An 18,259-nucleotide genomic window follows, 5' to 3' on the forward strand; every position below is an offset into this window, starting at 1 on the left:
TTTAAATTAAACTTTCGCCACCATCTACTTTTATAACCGTTCCCGTAATCCACTCTGCATCATTTGTTGTTAATAAATACACCGCATTCGCAACATCCTCTGGTGTTGTTAGTCTATTATTCGGATTCCTTCTTAAGGCATTTGCTTTAATTTGTTCATAACCTGGAATCATGGATAATGATTTAGTCAAAGTAATACCTGCCTGTATACAATTCGCTTTTATTCCCATAGGCGCAAATTCTAACGCTATACTTCGTGTCAATGCTTCTAGCGCCACTTTAGCCACAGAGACAGCCCCATAATTGGGTAATGCTTTTGTGTTTCCTTCACTGGTAAACGAAATAATTCGGGTATCATCAGCAAATAAATCCGCTTTAATCAAAGCCTTTGTCCAGTCATAGAGACTAAGTGCCATAGCGTCGAAGGTGATTCTAAAATCAGTATCGGTAAGTGTGGACTTATTTTCGGAATACATCGGTTTCAAAGTTCCCTTTGCTACACTATGTACCATTACTTTAATTTGATGTCCTTCTGGTAATTGTTTTTTAATATCTGAGATTATACCTGGCCGTTTATCTGCATTTAATGCATCAACATTCAATGTTATAAGCTGTTTTCCTATTGCTTTTATATCATTGAAAGAGGAATCAATAGTATCCATATCAGCTCGTCTATCTCTATGGAGGATTATAATATTATATCCGTGCCTAGCTAATTTTTTGGCTGTCGCTAAACCTAAGCCGCTACTACCTCCTAAAATCAACGCCCAATTATTCGTTCCCATTTTCAATTATTTTCTTAAACTACCATTCTATCAATACACGTTGTGCAGAGAAACCGGGCCCAAAACTTAAAATGAGTCCTTGTTCCCCTTTTTGAATATCTTTTTCTAAAAATCGCTCTAAAACGTATAAAACAGTAGCACTGCTCATATTACCATAAAGTCTAAGCACTTCTCGTGTATCATCAATATTCTTTCCTAAAGCTCCAAATAACGACTCTACCGTCTGTACAATTTTTTTACCTCCCGGATGAAATATTAAATGGTCTACGTTGTTAATATCACTACCCTGTTTTTCTAAAAAAGGATGGACTATATCTGCAAAATGGTTAGAAATAGTTTCTGGAACAGCGGGATCTAAAATCATTTTTAAACCGTGATTCGTTAAATCGAAACCCATCATTTGAGTAGCATCTTTAAAATGATACATTTCTTCTCCAATTATTTTAGGGCCAACAGCATCTTCCTCAGATGATAGAAGTACGCAGGCCGCACCATCACCAAAAATGGCTGCACTCACCATATTTGCCATCGAATAATCGTTCAACTGAAAAGTTGCAGTGGGACTCTCTACCGAAACCAAGGCAATTCGTTTACCTGGGTTAGATTTTAAGAAATTATGTGCATAAATTAATCCCGATACACCAGCTGCACATCCCATTTCAGTTACCGGAAGCCGCACTACATCTTGGCGCAATCCTAAATCATTAATTAAATACGCATCTAAAGAAGGAATCATTATCCCCGTACAACTCACTGTAATAATATAATCTATAGTGTCTGCTTTCCAATTACTTTTTGCAAGGGCATTACGTAACACATTTGCTCCCATTCGCTTGGCTTCCCTTGCATAAATGGCATTCTTATCTTCAAACGAGGTAGTCATAAATACGTCTTCTGGTGGCATTATAGAATAACGCTTGTCTACAGCAGCCCCTTCAAAAATCTTTATGACTTTACGGGTAAATCGCTCTTCTTGCCCACTCAACCAGAGTTCAACCAAGGGTAATATATCTTTGGTATTCCTATAATATTTAGGCAACTCCTTAGTAACACTAACAATTTTTGTATGATTCATAGTTGTTCTTCGTCTTCAATCTACTACTTCTTTTTTAATACCCACAAATACCTAAAAGCCCATTTCCACTCAATATGATGCGTTGCATTATTTATTTTGGATGCATAATAGATTAAGTCTTTCTTTTTAAATGCTCTCCTAATTGATAATAATCCGTCTTTCTTTGCGATCTCTGTTTTTATAAAGAACAGACTAAACGCTTTAAACAAATAATAGGCAATTGGGCTACGGTCTAAATCATTGATCACTACACCTAATGAAGCTAGGGCATTAAACTGGTGTACAAATTTTAGCACACCATCATCTGTAAAATGATGAAGGGTTAACGTTGTCATGACCACATCTATATTCCATTGAGAAAAATCTTCCTTCAATATATCGGCCTCTAAATACGTGATTTCTGGATAATCTTTTGAATATAATCTCGCTAATTCTAGACTTTGCTTATTTAAGTCTACCCCTATCAATTTTAGTTTCACATTACGTTTTCTTCCTTCTAAAGCAAGTTTTCTTAGCATGGTACCTTCCGCACAGCCCATATCCAAAATCGTATACGATTCTTTATCTTTTAACGTAATCAACTTAAATACAGCCCTTAGAGTAATACTATACCCTCCCAGTAACTTATTTACCCTATTAATATCTTGTAATATGACTTCCAATTCTTTTGTCGTACCAGAAAAGGAATCCATTAGCTCAATTTCAGAACTTCTATGTGTAAAATCTACCATTATGATATCAGTTCTCCGTGAGTTTTATTTATAATAAATTTCAATAGCCTTTGCGATTTCCCTACCGTTCGAATACCTATGGAAACCATATTTTCATTCATTAAAATACGTTGTAATTTTCTCCCAAACCATAACCTATTGCTAAATGTTTTATTCCAGCTTTTTTTATAGTCTAGCTCTAATTGGTATCGGGTATAATCAGGTTCATTAAAAAACCGCACCACTAGCTCTGAAGCAATTTTAGCGCTATGTATGGCCATTGCCATTCCATTGCCACAAAGAGGATGAATTAACCCAGCGGTGTCACCGCACATTAGCATATGATTTACAACTGAATCTTTCTTATCAAAGGAAATTTGCGCAATAGTCAATGGTTGCGCAAAGTTTGGAATTGCGTTAGATAAAAATGATTTTAGATATGGGTTTTTAGCGACGACTTCCTTATTGAAAGCTGTAACATCTTTATATTTTTTAAACGTATTGTAATGAGCTAGATAGCAGAAGTTAACAGCGCCGGATTCCGTTTTTGAAAGTCCGCCATAACCACCTTCAAAATTATGCAAGCTAACTAGCTCTTCAGAAAATTCGTCTAATTGATAATGCGCTTTAACTGCCAACCATGAATTCTTATTTTGACTAAAGGCTCTTTCCATTTTCTTGTCTAAAATGGAGCGCTTGCCATACGCTGCTATAACAATTTTAGCGGTATATGTATGTAACGCTGTAGTAATGGTAAAAGCATCCTTCTTAAAAACGGCATTAATTACTTTTTCAAAATAAAAAACAACCCCAAGTTTCTTGGCTCGTTTATACAACAAATCATCCAAAGCATATCTACTTATACCAAAACCTCCAAGGGGCAAAGTAGTCTCAACTAAATAACCATTAGGTGTAGAAATTTGAAATTTAGAAATATTTTTTGCTCCAAAACTATTCAGCTTTACTCCTAGCCTATTTAAGTATGGCTCTATTTCCTTAGAAATATATTCTCCACAAACTTTGTGATTTGGGTAAGCATTCATTTCAAAAACAGCTACGTTCTTACCTTCTATAGCTAAATGAATAGCTGCAGTAAGTCCGGCCAGACCGCCACCAATTATCAGAATATCGTGTTCTTTCACTATTGGAAAGTTACATCAAAAAGAAAAAGCCCCGCAAATGCAGGGCTTTTATTTTAACTCTATACCAAAATAAGTTTACCTTAATTGGTTTGCGCTTGTGCTTCTTGTTTTAAAGACTCGCTTGCTACAATAGCCAATTCAACTCTTCTATTTTTTGCTTTTCCTTCTGTCGTTGTATTATCGCCTACAGGCTGTGTTTCACCATACCACTTAGTATCGAAACGACTTGCATCAATACCTTTACTTATTAAATAGTTAGATACAGACTCAGCTCTTTGTTTGGACAACGTCAAATTATACTCATCTGCACCAGCACTATCCGTATGGCCTTCCACCAAAATATTAGATTGAGGGTATTCCTTAAATATACTTACCAATTTGTCTAAAGTAGTTGCAGAAGTACCTTGCACGTTTGATTTGTTCGTTGCAAAATACACACCAGCATCTTCGTTAAATGTAACATTTATACCTTCACCAACTCTTTTTACTTCAGCACCAGGTATTTCTTCTTCAATACGTTCTGCCTGCTTATCCATTCTATTACCAATATACCCACCAGCAGCACCTCCGATAGCAGCACCTAGTATAGCTCCTAAAGCAGTATTATTTCCACTTCCTATATTGTTACCCAAAACACCACCAATTACAGCACCACCTGTGGCTCCAATTACAGCTCCTTTTTGAGTTTTATTTGCGTTTTTAACGGTACTACAGCTCATTACCATCATTACCATGGCAAGAGCTATTATGTAACTAGTTTTACGTATTATCATTGTTTTCATATGCTTACTTTAATTTTAAGTAGGTTATTATTTTTTACTGAATTTGTATACTACATTTATTGGCGAACCATCTACCATAACATTAGACTTTAATGTCATTGCACTTTCCGTTAAGTTTTCAATATTTAAACGGTAGCCTGCACCACCCGATATATCTTGATTTTTCTCATTAATAAATTTGAACTGTAGTTGGCTTGTATAATTTTCTTCGCGCTCCACAACAGACCATCTAATATAACGGTCACCACCATTACATAGGGTTGACGGACTAATAGTATATCTTCCGGTACTGTTATTATCACGGAAAAACCATTCGCTACCTTCCAGACAAATATCTTCGACATCGTTAAACAAAACTGCTTTTACGTTACCTATATTACCTTCAAAAGCAATATCATTCAACATCCATGTGCCGCTTAGCAAGTTTCTTTTTCCACGCACGTCTTTAGACACTGAGCATGAGGATACTAAAAGAACAATACTAAAAAGCCAAATTATTTTTTTCATAAGTAAATTTATTAGGTTTGATCTATATACGTTAATTCCCACTTTTTGGATTGATTTAAATCCATTTCGAAGTAATTATTAAGGCAAAGATGCACTTAATCAATATAGCACTTTGTCACTATTAACATTTTTGTTGACCGATATACTTTAATAGGCAATTAAATCTTTTAATGAAGCCTCAAATCTAGATTTGGCAAGGTATTGTTGTTCTAATTGTGTATTAAAAGGTATTGGAGTCTCCAAGCTACCAACTCTTCTTATTGGTCCATCTAAATATTCGAAACAATTTTCCATTACTAAGGATGAAATGTCGCTTGCAATACCCCCAAATAAACTATCTTCTTGTAAAATGATAAGTTTCCCGGTTTTCTTTACTGAATAATATATAGCTTCCATATCTAAAGGCTGTAATGTGCGTAAATCCAATAAATCTGCCTTAATATCAGTATTTTTATCCAAAGTCTCAAATGCCCAATGAACTCCCGCACCATATGTAACAATGGTAATTGAAGTACCTTCTCTTAATAGGCCTGCCTTCCCAAAAGGTAAGGTATAGTAACTTACCGGTACTTCTTGGTACATACTTCTATACAATCCTTTGTGTTCAAAAAACATAACGGGGTTTGGGTCTTCAATTGCCGTTGCCAATAATCCCTTTGCGTCGTATGGAAATGCTGGATAAACCACTTTTAAACCGGGTGTTTTAGTAAACCATGCTTCATTTGTTTGCGAATGAAACGGACCGGCAGATACTCCACCACCACAAGGCATACGAATTACAACATCCGCATTTTCTCCCCAACGGTAATAACTTTTTGCTAAATAGTTCACAATTGGGTTAAAACCGCTACTGGCAAAATCAGCAAATTGCATTTCCATTACTGCTTTCATCCCATTAATAGATAATCCCATTGCAGCGGATACAATTGCCGATTCACATATGGGGGTATTACGCACACGTTCTTTACCAAACTCCTCTACAAAACCTTCTGTAATTTTAAAGACACCACCGTATTCTGCAACATCTTGACCCATTATTACTAGGTTATCATATTTCTTCATGGACTGTTTTAATCCGTCAGAAATGGCATCAATTAATCGAATATTTGTCGTATGTATGTTTGGTTTAACTTCTTTAAAATCATAATTTTGATATACTTCATTTAATTCTTTACTTTCATTTGGGATAATTGATTCTTCTGAGTAGGCTTTTTGTAAATGCTCATCTATTTCCGTTTGTATTTCCACTCTGATAGCATTTATACTATCATCTTTAAGAATTTTTTCTTTCTTTAAAAAAGTGATGTAATTCTCTAACGGGTCTTTCTCGGCCCACGCATCTAACAATTCCTGAGGAACATATTTTGTGCCACTAGCTTCCTCATGACCTCGCATACGAAAGGTTTTAAACTCTAGCAATACTGGTCTTGGATTATTTCTCATATCCGCCATCAATTCTGAAACCTTCGTATAAACCTCTAAAATATTATTACCGTCAATAATATGGGACTCCATACCGTAACCTTTACCTTTATCTGCGAGGTTCTCACATTTAAATTGCTCGTTTGTTGGCGTAGATAACCCATAACCATTATTTTCAATACAAAATACCACAGGCAGATCCCATACTGCCGCTACATTTAATGCTTCATGGAAATCACCCTCGCTCGTAGCTCCTTCTCCTGTAAATACGGCGGTCACTGTTTTTTCACTTTTTAATTTATGAGCCAGTGCAATACCATCGGCTACACCCAACTGCGGACCAAGGTGCGAAATCATTCCTATGATTTTAAATTCTTGGGTTCCAAAATGAAAACTTCTATCTCGACCCTGTGTAAAACCACTTGCCTTACCTTGCCATTGTGTAAAAAGCCTATACAGCGGTATTTCCCTAGTCGTAAAAACCCCTAAATTCCTATGCATTGGCAAAACATATTCGTCTTTTTGTAAAGCTGTTGTCACTCCCACAGAAATTGCCTCTTGTCCTATACCGCTAAACCACTTGGACACTTTTCCTTGTCGTAATAGTATTAACATTTTTTCCTCAATCATACGAGGTTTAAGCATTGCTTTAAATAGGCTTAGCTTTATTTCATCCGAAACCGTAAACTGTTTATAATCCATATAGATAATGCATTTTGCTAATAAAATATAAATGTAACAAAAATGCATTCACTAAGTAACATTTATAACACAGCTTGTAAATCAGTAATAATTATTAATTTTACTTTATAATTGCTATTTAAAATGAGTTGGCGCTCTTGCGTCGAGTTTATTTATTTAAATCCCATACATATGAGCTTAGTACCTAGTGTTGATTTGTCAGATTTTCTTTCGGAAGACCCAAAAAGAAAGAAAAAATTTATTAATGAAATAGGAAAGGCATTTGAAGATATTGGTTTTGTAGCTTTAAGTGGTCATTTTCTTTCTGAAGACTTAGTAGATTCTTTATACGAGGAAATAAAGGCATTTTTTAATTTGCCAGAAGAAGTGAAGGAAGGCTACCAAATTGAAGGCATAGGTGGACAACGTGGATATACATCGTTCGGAAAAGAACATGCAAAAGGAAAAAAAGAAGGTGATTTAAAGGAATTTTGGCATTTTGGACAGTATGTTGAAGATAATGCTAAATTGGAGGAAGAATATCCTGCCAATGTTTTTGTAAAAGAGCTTCCTACTTTTAATAAAATTGGCGAAGAAACGTATAAAAAACTTGAAAAAACTGCTAAATATGTTTTACGGGCATTGGCTTTACATCTAAATCTTGATGAGTTTTATTTTGACAATTATATTAAAAACGGAAACTCCATTCTACGCCCTATTCACTACCCTCCCATCACTACTGAACCTAAAAATGCGGTTAGAGCCGCTGCTCATGGCGATATTAATTTAATTACCTTATTAATGGGTGCTCATGGCAAAGGATTACAGGTACAAAATCATGATGGCGAATGGGTAGACGCCATTGCAAGACCGGACCAATTGATGATTAATGTTGGCGACATGCTATCAAGATTAACAAATAATAAATTATTATCTACCATTCATCAAGTAGTAAACCCCCCAAGGGAACTTTGGGGTTCGTCACGATACTCCGTACCATTTTTTATGCACCCGGTTAGTGAAATGTCTTTGAATTGTCTTGAAAACTGTATTGATGAAGAGCATCCTAAATTATATACCGATATTACGGCTGGTGAATTTTTACATGAGCGTTTGATTGATTTAGGATTGATAAAAAAGTAGTCGGAAACATAAATAATTTAAGTAAGAATTTTTCGTTCTGTTTCTTTTAAATAAATCCTTTATGAATAGTTCTTACTTAAATTACACTGTTTTTCTTCTGTTTTTAATTTTCACATGTACATCAACTTTTGCCCAAATAACGTTTGAAAAAGGTTATTTCATTGACAATAGCGGTCAAAAAACCAATTGCCTTATTAAAAATTTAGATTGGAAAGATAATCCTACTTCTTTCGAATATAAACCGTCTTTGTCTGGTGATATAAGTATCAAAAATATTTCAGAAATTAAAGAGTTTAGTATAGATAATGGCTTTAAATATATTAGAGCAATTGTAAACATTAATAGGTCATCCAATAAAGTATCTGAATTAGATGGTTCAAGAGATGTTAACTTCAATGAAGAACAATTATTTCTAAGAGAACTGGTTTTTGGATCGGCTAATTTATATCATTACCAAGATGGTAATTTAAATCGTTTTTTTTACTCGACGAATAAAGGAGAACCCCTTCAATTGGTTTACAAAAGGTATAAAAAGGAGAATATTCATGTTGCCGAAAACAATGAGTTTAGGCAGCAATTATTAAATTTATTAACATGTAAGGATGTCTTAGTTAATCATATTAAAAATTTATCCTATGAGGTGAAATCATTGAAGAAAATATTTGATGATTACAATTTATGTAGTGACCCAACTAACTATATTGTTAAAGCCTCAACAAATAAAATTAAATTAAAGTTTAAATTACGGCCTAGATATAACATCACTACTTATAAAGTTAAAACAACCGGTGCACAAGTATTTAATGCTAATTTTGAAACACAAAACAATGTGAGCGCTGGAACTGAAATAGAAGCAATTTTACCTTACAATAAAAACAAATGGTCTATTATTATTGAACCAACATACCAAGAATACTCAAATGCAACCGAATCACAGACTACGACCAATTTTAATAGTGTTACCTATAATGCTGAGGTTAAATACTCTTCTATTGAATTACCTATAGGAATTAGACATTATATATTTTTGACTAACTCAACAAAAGTTTTTCTGAATGCTTCGCTTTTGGTAGATCTTCCCTTCAATTCTCGCCTTACTTATCCAAATATTAATATTAATACACCTAGAATTGAATTTGGAATAAATATTAGCCCTGCTTTAGGCTTTGGAATAGCTATTTCAGATAAATATAGCTTTGAGGCTCGATATCTTGGAAAAAGAGAAGTATTTGCAAATGTGACTGATGATGATTTGTCATCTAAATTTAACGGGTTTTCATTAATTTTAGGATATTCACTTTTTTAATTTATAGCAATGGATTTAAAAGACCAATTAAAAAATTTATTTCCCGATCACGAACCAGAGGATACTCCGGATGAAAAAGAACCGAAGAGTAAAATTTGGCTACAAGAGGAACCTATTATTTGTAAATACGAAAAACGAAAAGGTAATCCCATAACGATCTTAGAAGGGTATACTGGTGCTGATGAAGATTTTAAGAAATTGGCGAAAGAATTAAAGACAAAATTGAGCGTTGGTGGGAGTTTTAAAGACGATAAAATTATAATTCAAGGCGATTATAGAGATAAAATAATGACCCTCCTAAAAGACAAAGGATTTAATGTAAAACGCGTAGGTGGATAATTTAACTAGATTAGCTATTTTTAAAGTTCCATTTGCTTTCTGTTAAATTATTTTATAACGTTGTTATAAGTGTTACTTTTATTCTAATCAAACTAAATCAAAACTGGTATGAGTTCTCTCTTGCACATTACCAACGGAGATGTTTTAACCGAACGTCTTAAAAAATTAAATTTATCAGGTGACGTTATTACATGGCGCGAAATGTTATGCGAAGGTCAGACGTTACCAACCGTAGGAACTGAATCTTTCTGGAAAGCTAGATTTGAATTTTTACATAAAAACTACAAAGTTTCAAAATCTTGGTTTATAGAAAAGACGTTAAAGGAATACAGGTCTTTGTGCAGCCACAAGCAGCAAGACCATATAATATTATGGTTTGAGTATGACCTTTTTTGCCAAATAAATATGCTTGCGGTAATAAGTTGGCTATTGACCCATAGAAAATACGCCCAAATATCGCTAGTCTGTAGCGGTAAAGAAGATGATACAGATCAAATGTATAGTTTAAATGATCTTACTGATGAACAATTATTACGTCTTTATGAAAACAAAAAAGAGTTAACGCAAGATGATGCCGAGTATGCAGATTATGTTTGGCAGTTATATTGTAGCAACAACCCTATTCGCCTAGAAAATGTAACCGATTTCAAAGACTACCAATTTGATTATTTAGGTGAAGCCGTAAAATCTCACCTAAAACGATTTCCTAGTATTGCTAACGGTCTTAATAATATGGAAAATAACATTCTGCAATTGGCTGTAGACAAAAAGCCTAAATCAAAAGCAGAATACATGGATATTCTCCTTAAAAATCAAAGTAATCTAGGTTTTACGGATACACAATACGATCGTGCTTTAACTCGCTTAAAGCCATTGATTACAAGTTTAAATCCTGTGCGTATTTCTAAAAAAGGTAAAGAAATATTAGAAGGTAAAACTAGCTACTATTCTTGCATTCAACAAAATGATGTGTATTTAGGTGGTGCATTAAAATATAATTTCTTATTTAATACAGAATCTAACCGAATTTTAAAATTATAGCATGCAATTAAGGCCTGCAGAGCTTATAATAAATGAAGACGGTAGTATATATCATCTTAATTTACTTCCTGAAGATATTGCTACTACAATAATTACCGTTGGCGACCCAGATAGGGTAAATCAGGTTTCTAGCTATTTTGATAGTATAGAGGTAAAAAAGGGAAAAAGAGAGTTCCTAACTCATACTGGACACTTAAATGGCAAGAGGATTTCTGTTATATCAACAGGTATCGGTACTGACAATATAGATATTGTAATTAATGAACTAGATGCCTTGGTCAATATTGATTTTAAAACTAGGGCTTTAAAAAAGAAACATACTTCTTTAAAGATTGTTAGAATTGGTACTAGTGGCGCTATACAGAATGATATTCCCGTAGATTCTTTTTTAATGAGTGAATATGTAATGGGTTTCGATGGTCTTTTGCACTTCTATGAACACGACAAAATTAATTTTCCAAAAATTGAAGATGCTTTTATAGCACATACCTCATGGGATTCATTTAAAGCACGACCATATGTGCTTTCTTACTCTAAAAGTTTAGGCAATATCTTTAAGAACAATCGTATACGATTAGGGTTTACCGCAACTAATACAGGCTTTTACGGACCACAACAGCGCCAATTACGACTTAAACCAAGTCAAATGGAGTTGATGGAAAAATTATCAACGTTTAGTTACGAAGGAAACTCATTAACAAATTTGGAAATGGAAACATCTGGCATTTATGCACTTTCGCAACTGCTGGGACATGAAGCTGTTTCTATGAATTGTATTTTGGCCAATAGAGCTAACGGAGAATTTTCAAAAGATCCCGTAAAATCTGTAGACAAATTAATTAATTTCTGTTTAGAACGGTTAACCTAACAAAACTTTACATTTTTAAAAAACAGTTTACAATTAAAACAAAAAACCTTTCTCAATGAAAACCGTTAAGATTATTGGAGTACCCGAACATTTTAATTTACCATGGCATTTAGCAATTGAGGAAGGTGCTTTTGAAGAAAGAGGAATTAATTTAGAATGGACAGAAGTTCCTGAGGGCACAGGGAGAATGTGTGAACTATTGAACAAGGGCGAAACCGATTTAGCAATAATACTAACAGAAGGTATTATTAAAAGCATTACAGAAGGTAATAAAGTAAAAATTATACAGGAATATATAGCTTCACCTCTGCTTTGGGGAATACATGTAGATGCAAATAGCACGTATACGGCTTTAGACGAATTAGAAAATACTACGGCTGCCATAAGCAGATTTGGTAGCGGGAGTCATCTGATGGCGTATGTACAGGCAAAAAAAATGGGCTGGGATACTGAAAAGTTGAAATTTAATGTAGTTAACAATCTAGATGGTGCTGTGGAAGGTTTAGCGACTGGTAATGCTGATTATTTTATGTGGGAACGATTTACTACCAAACCTTTGGTCGATAGCGGTATTTTTAGACATATCGGGAATTGCCCCACCCCTTGGCCGTGTTTTGTATTAGTTGGAACAGATATGTTTTTATCGGAAAATAAAAATTTAATCACGCATATTCTAGAGGTTATAAATACCTACACAACAGAGTTTAAGCAAATTCCAAGAATAGATTCTACCTTATCAAATCGGTATCATCAAAAGTTAAAAGATATCCAAGAATGGCTGGAAATTACCGAATGGAGTCAAAAACAATTACCAAATAATACTTTAATAAAAGTCCAAGAAACACTGCAGGATTTAAGCTTAATTGATAATACTATTTCTACATCAGATATTTTAATGTAATTAAGTGGTAGCCAAATTATAATGTTTGTGAATTAGAGCCTTAAAAGTCGCATCTGATAGCGGTTTTTGCGAGAAATCCGCAATATATTCATTGGCAATTGCTCGCTCCTTATCTTCTTTATTATCACTAATAGTGACCAAAACAATGGTTATTTGGTCTTTAAGCTTTTTTGGAACGAGTTCTTCATATGCCTTCATAAATTGCCATCCATCCATAATTGGCATTCTTAAATCGAGCATTACCATACATGGCAATTCCAATTCCTCTTGGCCTTTCCCAAGAATAAATTCAATAGCCTCTTGGCCATTAAGAGCTGAATTAATATTTACATCTAAATCTAACTTATTAATGAAAATAGAATGTAAGAAGTTACTAGCCTCATCATCATCTACCAATAATATGGTATTTAGTCTCTCTAAATTATTCATACATGCATTGTTTAAAGTTATTAAATCAAAGTAAGTAAAATACTACCTAAAATTACAGTTTTAATACCTAATAAACTTACCAAACAACAGATTTATTGCCTATTTCAGTCAATATTTTATTACAATTCGAAAAATGTTTATTCCCAAACCAATACCCACGATTGGCACTTAAGGGTGAAGGATGCCCTGAAGTCAAAATATGATGCTTTCTTGCATCTATTAATTTAGCTTTTTTCTTGGCGAAGCCACCCCATAACATGAATATAATATCGGATTTCTCTTCAGATAATTTCATGATAACTGAATCGGTAAATTTTTCCCACCCTTTATTCTGATGGCTACCAGGCCGATGTTCCCTAACGGTTAGCGTGGCATTTAGTAATAACACCCCTTGTTTTGCCCATTTTTCTAAATTCCCACTTTCTGGGTATGGTATATTTAAATCATTTTCGATTTCTTTAAAAATATTCACTAATGAAGGTGGATGTTTTATACCATCTTTTACTGAAAAACATAAACCATTGGCTTGTCCCATATTATGATAGGGATCTTGTCCAATAATAACAACTTTTGTTTCATTAAAGGAACAATACTTAAAAGCTGAAAAAATAGAAGATACCGGTGGATAACATGTGTATTCCTTATATTCCGTTTGTATAAATTGAAGAAGTTCTTGAAAATAAGGCCTATCCAAATCTTTCTGCAATACCGATTTCCAATTATCAGGTATATTATTTTTCATTTTTTATTTTTGATTATTAATAGATTATATTATTTATACTAAACTTTTAGTTTAAATAATATTATAAAATGTTTACTTAAATTCGAGTTCATGTAATAAAAAAGATTTTTTGTAATTCCCGTTCTAGATGTCTTGTATTTAGAATATCGTTGTCAATCCTTACCTTTGCCCCTTATTAAATAACAACGTGGCGAATATACATTCCAAAACCTTACAGGACCTAGAATTTCCGTCGGTATTAAAACAAGTTTCCGCTCGCTGCCATACTGAATTAGGTAAAGAAGCAGCATTGGAAATTGCACCTTTTACTACCGATGAAATAATTCAATTAGAATTAGGAAAAACATCAGAATATTTATCTTCCCTAATTAGTGAAAACCGAATACCTAACCATGGCTTTGATAGTATAAATAACGACCTTAAGTTATTAAAAATAGAGAATACCACGTTAGAATTACAAGGTTTCAAACGAATAGCGGGTATATGCTCTACGGTTGCATTACATCATAAATTTTTTAAAAAATTTAAGGAATATTATCCTCTTTTTAATGAATTCGTTTTTAAGTTAGAACCAAATACTCAAATTCCAGATTTAATTAATTCTATAATAGATCGCTTTGGGGAGGTTAAGGACAATGCGTCTGATTCACTTTTTAGTATTAGAAGGCAAATGAACCAAGTTCGTGGCAAAATTAGCCAAAGCTTTGGTTCAGCACTTAACACCTACCAAGCGTCTGACTATTTAGACGAAATTCGTGAATCTGTTGTTGAGAACAGAAGAGTACTGGCCGTAAAAGCAATGCACCGTAAAAAAGTAAAAGGAGCTGTAATGGGCACTTCAAAAACTGGCAGCATCGTTTATATTGAACCAGAGGCCGCACTAAAATATAGTCGAGAGTTAAATAATTTAGAATTTGAAGAGAAAGAAGAAGTTCAACGTATTCTTAAACAACTTACGAGCCAAATAAGACCATTTAGAGCGCTTTTAAGAGATTATCAAGATTATTTAACACAAGTAGATGTTATAGCGGCAAAAGCTAAATACGCAGAAGATATAGATGGTCTAATGCCAAAAATTAATACTCAAAATCGTTTATATTTAAGAGATGCATTTCATCCTTTACTTTTTCTTACAAATAAACGTAAAGGAGAAAAGACGTTCCCGCAAACTATAGAATTGCATCAAGAGAATAGAATTATTGTTATTTCTGGACCTAATGCCGGTGGCAAGAGTATTACGCTAAAAACAATAGGCTTACTACAAGTAATGCTACAAAGTGGACTTTTAATTCCGGTTCATGAACGCAGTGAAGTTTGTTTTTTCAAAAAAATTCTAACAGACATTGGAGATAACCAAAGTATTGAAAATCATTTAAGTACATACAGTTATCGACTTAAAAACATGAACCAATTCTTAAAGCGCTGTGATGATCAAACTTTATTCCTAATAGATGAATTTGGAACAGGTAGCGATCCTGAATTAGGAGGGGCCCTGGCCGAAGCTTTTTTAGAAGTATTCTACGAACGAGGTTCTTATGGCGTTATAACTACCCATTATGCTAATCTTAAAGCTTTGGCTAATGAATTACCATATGTTACTAATGCAAATATGCTTTTTAATGGCAAAACGCTAGAACCTACATTTCAATTAATACTTGGGCAGGCCGGCAGTTCTTTTACATTTGAAGTTGCGCAGAAGAACGGCATCCCATACTCGCTTATAAATAAGGCCAAAAAGAAAATAGAACGCGGCAAGGTTCGTTTCGATGCCACTATAGCCAAATTACAGAAAGAGCGCAGCAAAATGGCGGAAACTGGATCTAGACTAAAGGAAGAAGAGGTAAAAGCGCGAGAAGAAAACGAACGCCTAGAGAAATTAAATGCTAAGGTAAAATCTAAATTAGAGAACTATCAAGAACTCTATGACCATGATCAGCGAATGATTCAGTTAGGCAACAAAGTGAACGTTGCTGCAGATAAATACTTTCAAGACCATAAAAAAAGACCCTTGGTCTCTGAGCTTTTGCGAATAGTAGAAACTGAAAATAGTAAGCGGAAAAAGAAATCGGCAAATCAGGCAAAGGCTGAACGGGTAAAAAAAGCTCAAGTTGCCGAAGAAGTACAAAAAGAGGTGAAGGTAATTCGAGAGAAAAAGAAAGTTGAAAAAAAGAAAGCTATTTTCAAAGAAAAAAATAAACCCAGACCTATTTTTAAAGTAGGAGACCGTGTTCGTATGCAAGATGGCAAAGCAGTAGGTAGTATAGATTCCCTTGAGAAAGGAAAGGCAATTGTCAATTATGGTATTTTCACCACTAATGTAAGTGTTGACCAACTAGAATTGGTTGAAAAGAAGAAATAATACTACTTATTAAATAGTTACGCTAAATCGTATATGATTAATTTAAATTGCAAACTATTACATCTTACTAATTTGGTTTGATTTATAACACATTGATTCCTATCAGTATGGTTGAGCAATATTTTGAAGTAGTAAATGAACATTAATTTAATTTTACTTTGTGAATTCAAATAAAAAAATCATTCTTTTTGATGGCGTTTGCAACCTTTGCAACAGAAGTGTTCAATTCGCCATTAAGCGAGATAAACAAGATATATTCAGATATGCCGCTTTACAAAGTGAAACTGGAAAAAAAATGCTATTGGAAAGAAATATTGACCCTATGGATATTGATAGCATTATTCTAATTGTTCCCAACATTGCTTATTATACAAAGTCAACTGCAGCGTTAGAAATTGGTAAAAATCTAAAAGGTATGAGAACAATATCTTCCATTTTACTATGGCTACCGGAATCGTTTAGAGATATCGTATACGATTTTATTGCCCGTAACAGGTATAAATGGTATGGTAAAAAGGAGTCTTGTATGGTTCCGACAACCGAATTAAAAGGTAAATTTCTTAGCTAGCATAATAAATACAACCCTATTGATAGTACCGAACTAATACTTCTTGCAATAGTTAACTACTATATTCCATTATTAATTGCCACTTTACCGAGCCAGTTTAAAGCCGTTTACCTTACTTCGCAGATTTTTTATAATTATCATCCCAGTTTTTGACTTTAGGCTCATTTAATTTTCCAATAGATTTAGCGACCATCATAGAAACCGTTGCATCACCGGATACATTTATAACAGTTCTACACATATCAAGCGGTCTATCTACAGCAAAAATCAAGGCTAAACCCGCTTCCGGTATTCCAGCCTGGGCTAGTACAATCACTAACATTACCATACCAGCACCTGGCACTGCTGCACTACCAATTGAGGCTAGCGTAGCGGTAACAATTATTCCCAATTGTGCGGATAAACTCAAATCCATTCCAAACGCTTGTGCAATAAAAACCGCAGCAATCGCTTGGTAAAGACTGGTGCCATCCATATTAATAGTTGCCCCAATTGGCAGTACAAAACTTGTTACTTCCTCATCTACTCCTAAATGCTCTTCTACCCTTTCCATGGTAACTGGTAAAGTTGCAGCACTAGAACTTGTTGAAAATGCCAATAGTTGCGCCGGTGACATGCCTTTCATAAACGTGCTAGGTGTTGTTTTGGTAAAAATCCACACAAACAATAAATAAACGCATAACATCAAAGCAAGTCCAAGCACAACACAAAAGGCGTACCATGCTAAAGCTTTAAACAAATCTAAACTTGGAGATTCTACAATTAAAGCCGCCAATAATGCAAAAACTCCATATGGGGCTGCCAGCATTATTAAATCTATAAGTTTAAGTATTACTTCATTAAATCCATCAAAGAATTTTTTTACGGGCAAAGCTTGTTCTTCAGGTATCAATATAAGTCCTATTCCAAAGAAAATCGCAAAAAATATAACTTGCAACATGTTTCCGTTATCAGAAGCGGCCGCAAAAATATTACTGGGCACTAAATCTTCCAAAGCTTGTAATGGGCCTGCTTCTTTTTGTTTATCAGCCTGCGACTTTATGGCATCGGCATCACCTTTATAATTATCAACTAATTCAAGACGAGTTTCTTCACTAATCGATGCTCCTGGTTTTACTATGTTTACAACACCTAATCCTATTGTAACCGCTATAACCGTAGTTGCTATGTAAATCCCTATTGTTCGACCTCCCATTTGGGATAGTTTGGAGATATCTTTTAAATCTGACACTCCTTTTATTAGAGACCCTAAAATAAGGGGTACCGCAATAAGCTTTAAAGAGTTAATAAATATATTTCCGAAAGGTTTGATCCAATCCGAAATAAATTTAGGACCCCACTCTAACTGTACCATTGCCAACGCAAATAGTACTCCCACCAACATACCTATTAGAATTTGCCAATGCAACTCAAGCTTCCTCATATAAAATATAATTTAGGGAAGTAAGATAGTATTTTGA

At 34.1% G+C, this 18,259-nt stretch carries 18 protein-coding genes; 8 read left to right on the plus strand and 10 right to left on the minus strand.

Annotated elements, in window-relative coordinates; all coding sequences use genetic code 11:
* Position 1: 1 nt before the first annotated feature.
* From BTR34_RS17885 to BTR34_RS17915, 7 genes are all read right to left on the minus strand, one after another.
* A complete protein-coding gene (locus tag BTR34_RS17885; protein WP_068484733.1) occupies positions 2-784 on the minus strand; it encodes an SDR family oxidoreductase in 783 nt (260 codons plus the stop codon).
* Between the two features lie 19 nt (positions 785-803).
* Positions 804-1,859, minus strand: a complete 1,056-nt coding sequence (locus BTR34_RS17890; RefSeq protein WP_068484732.1) for a type III polyketide synthase — start codon at positions 1,857-1,859, stop codon at positions 804-806.
* Positions 1,860-1,882: 23 nt separating this feature from the next.
* Entirely contained in the window at positions 1,883-2,590 is a 708-nt protein-coding gene (locus BTR34_RS17895) for a methyltransferase domain-containing protein (RefSeq protein ID WP_068484731.1), read from the minus strand.
* Complete coding sequence (locus BTR34_RS17900) at positions 2,590-3,711, minus strand: NAD(P)/FAD-dependent oxidoreductase (protein WP_068484730.1); 1,122 nt, start codon at positions 3,709-3,711, stop codon at positions 2,590-2,592. The genes BTR34_RS17895 and BTR34_RS17900 overlap by 1 nt, the downstream gene beginning before the upstream one ends.
* Positions 3,712-3,791: 80 nt before the next feature.
* Complete coding sequence (locus tag BTR34_RS17905; RefSeq protein ID WP_068484729.1) at positions 3,792-4,493, minus strand: OmpA family protein; 702 nt, start codon at positions 4,491-4,493, stop codon at positions 3,792-3,794.
* Between the two features lie 27 nt (positions 4,494-4,520).
* Entirely contained in the window at positions 4,521-5,000 is a 480-nt protein-coding gene (locus BTR34_RS17910; RefSeq protein WP_068484728.1) for a lipocalin family protein, read from the minus strand.
* 147 nt (positions 5,001-5,147) lie between these two features.
* Positions 5,148-7,124 (minus strand): alpha-ketoacid dehydrogenase subunit alpha/beta, encoded by a 1,977-nt coding sequence (locus tag BTR34_RS17915; protein WP_068484727.1) that lies wholly within the window; start codon positions 7,122-7,124, stop codon positions 5,148-5,150.
* A 171-nt stretch (positions 7,125-7,295) separates the two neighbouring features.
* Between BTR34_RS17915 and BTR34_RS17920 the strand changes: the two genes are divergently transcribed.
* From BTR34_RS17920 to BTR34_RS17945, 6 genes are all read left to right on the plus strand, one after another.
* Positions 7,296-8,246, plus strand: coding sequence for an isopenicillin N synthase family dioxygenase (locus BTR34_RS17920; RefSeq protein WP_068484726.1), 951 nt, complete (start codon positions 7,296-7,298; stop codon positions 8,244-8,246).
* Positions 8,247-8,307: 61 nt separating this feature from the next.
* Positions 8,308-9,552, plus strand: coding sequence for a porin family protein (locus tag BTR34_RS17925; RefSeq protein ID WP_068484725.1), 1,245 nt, complete (start codon positions 8,308-8,310; stop codon positions 9,550-9,552).
* Between the two features lie 9 nt (positions 9,553-9,561).
* Entirely contained in the window at positions 9,562-9,891 is a 330-nt protein-coding gene (locus BTR34_RS17930; RefSeq protein WP_068484724.1) for a translation initiation factor, read from the plus strand.
* A 108-nt stretch (positions 9,892-9,999) separates the two neighbouring features.
* Entirely contained in the window at positions 10,000-10,932 is a 933-nt protein-coding gene (locus BTR34_RS17935) for a DUF1835 domain-containing protein (RefSeq protein WP_068484723.1), read from the plus strand.
* 1 nt (position 10,933) lies between these two features.
* Complete coding sequence (locus BTR34_RS17940; RefSeq protein WP_068484722.1) at positions 10,934-11,800, plus strand: nucleoside phosphorylase; 867 nt, start codon at positions 10,934-10,936, stop codon at positions 11,798-11,800.
* Between the two features lie 55 nt (positions 11,801-11,855).
* Positions 11,856-12,701, plus strand: a complete 846-nt coding sequence (locus tag BTR34_RS17945) for a substrate-binding domain-containing protein (RefSeq protein WP_068484721.1) — start codon at positions 11,856-11,858, stop codon at positions 12,699-12,701.
* Here BTR34_RS17945 and BTR34_RS17950 read toward each other — a convergent pair whose 3' ends face one another.
* Positions 12,702-13,130 (minus strand): response regulator, encoded by a 429-nt coding sequence (locus tag BTR34_RS17950; protein ID WP_068484720.1) that lies wholly within the window; start codon positions 13,128-13,130, stop codon positions 12,702-12,704. It abuts the gene before it with no gap.
* 76 nt (positions 13,131-13,206) lie between these two features.
* Entirely contained in the window at positions 13,207-13,872 is a 666-nt protein-coding gene (locus BTR34_RS17955; RefSeq protein ID WP_068484719.1) for a uracil-DNA glycosylase, read from the minus strand.
* 187 nt (positions 13,873-14,059) lie between these two features.
* Here BTR34_RS17955 and BTR34_RS17960 point away from each other — a divergent pair, with 187 nt between their 5' ends.
* Both BTR34_RS17960 and BTR34_RS17965 read left to right on the plus strand, forming a co-directional pair.
* Positions 14,060-16,231: an endonuclease MutS2 gene (locus BTR34_RS17960; protein ID WP_068484718.1), complete on the plus strand. Its 2,172-nt coding sequence runs from the start codon at positions 14,060-14,062 to the stop codon at positions 16,229-16,231.
* Positions 16,232-16,391: 160 nt separating this feature from the next.
* Positions 16,392-16,799: a thiol-disulfide oxidoreductase DCC family protein gene (locus tag BTR34_RS17965; protein ID WP_068484717.1), complete on the plus strand. Its 408-nt coding sequence runs from the start codon at positions 16,392-16,394 to the stop codon at positions 16,797-16,799.
* A 112-nt stretch (positions 16,800-16,911) separates the two neighbouring features.
* On the opposite strand, the gene BTR34_RS17970 is transcribed toward BTR34_RS17965, so the two are convergent.
* Positions 16,912-18,222: a dicarboxylate/amino acid:cation symporter gene (locus tag BTR34_RS17970; RefSeq protein ID WP_068484716.1), complete on the minus strand. Its 1,311-nt coding sequence runs from the start codon at positions 18,220-18,222 to the stop codon at positions 16,912-16,914.
* Positions 18,223-18,259 lie beyond the last annotated feature (37 nt).

This window comes from Maribacter hydrothermalis, from assembly GCF_001913155.1.
Taxonomy (GTDB): Bacteria; Bacteroidota; Bacteroidia; order Flavobacteriales; family Flavobacteriaceae; genus Maribacter; species Maribacter hydrothermalis.

Coding starts and splice junctions, on each gene's coding strand:
- BTR34_RS17945 (WP_068484721.1), top strand. CDS start 11,856: ATGAAAACCGTTAAGATTATTGGAGTACCCGAACATTTTAATTTACCA.
- BTR34_RS17920 (WP_068484726.1), top strand. CDS start 7,296: ATGAGCTTAGTACCTAGTGTTGATTTGTCAGATTTTCTTTCGGAAGAC.
- BTR34_RS17890 (WP_068484732.1), bottom strand. CDS start 1,859: ATGAATCATACAAAAATTGTTAGTGTTACTAAGGAGTTGCCTAAATAT.
- BTR34_RS17925 (WP_068484725.1), top strand. CDS start 8,308: ATGAATAGTTCTTACTTAAATTACACTGTTTTTCTTCTGTTTTTAATT.
- BTR34_RS17940 (WP_068484722.1), top strand. CDS start 10,934: ATGCAATTAAGGCCTGCAGAGCTTATAATAAATGAAGACGGTAGTATA.
- BTR34_RS17885 (WP_068484733.1), bottom strand. CDS start 784: ATGGGAACGAATAATTGGGCGTTGATTTTAGGAGGTAGTAGCGGCTTA.
- BTR34_RS17895 (WP_068484731.1), bottom strand. CDS start 2,590: ATGGTAGATTTTACACATAGAAGTTCTGAAATTGAGCTAATGGATTCC.
- BTR34_RS17915 (WP_068484727.1), bottom strand. CDS start 7,124: ATGGATTATAAACAGTTTACGGTTTCGGATGAAATAAAGCTAAGCCTA.
- BTR34_RS17905 (WP_068484729.1), bottom strand. CDS start 4,493: ATGAAAACAATGATAATACGTAAAACTAGTTACATAATAGCTCTTGCC.
- BTR34_RS17970 (WP_068484716.1), bottom strand. CDS start 18,222: ATGAGGAAGCTTGAGTTGCATTGGCAAATTCTAATAGGTATGTTGGTG.
- BTR34_RS17935 (WP_068484723.1), top strand. CDS start 10,000: ATGAGTTCTCTCTTGCACATTACCAACGGAGATGTTTTAACCGAACGT.
- BTR34_RS17950 (WP_068484720.1), bottom strand. CDS start 13,130: ATGAATAATTTAGAGAGACTAAATACCATATTATTGGTAGATGATGAT.
- BTR34_RS17910 (WP_068484728.1), bottom strand. CDS start 5,000: ATGAAAAAAATAATTTGGCTTTTTAGTATTGTTCTTTTAGTATCCTCA.
- BTR34_RS17955 (WP_068484719.1), bottom strand. CDS start 13,872: ATGAAAAATAATATACCTGATAATTGGAAATCGGTATTGCAGAAAGAT.
- BTR34_RS17930 (WP_068484724.1), top strand. CDS start 9,562: ATGGATTTAAAAGACCAATTAAAAAATTTATTTCCCGATCACGAACCA.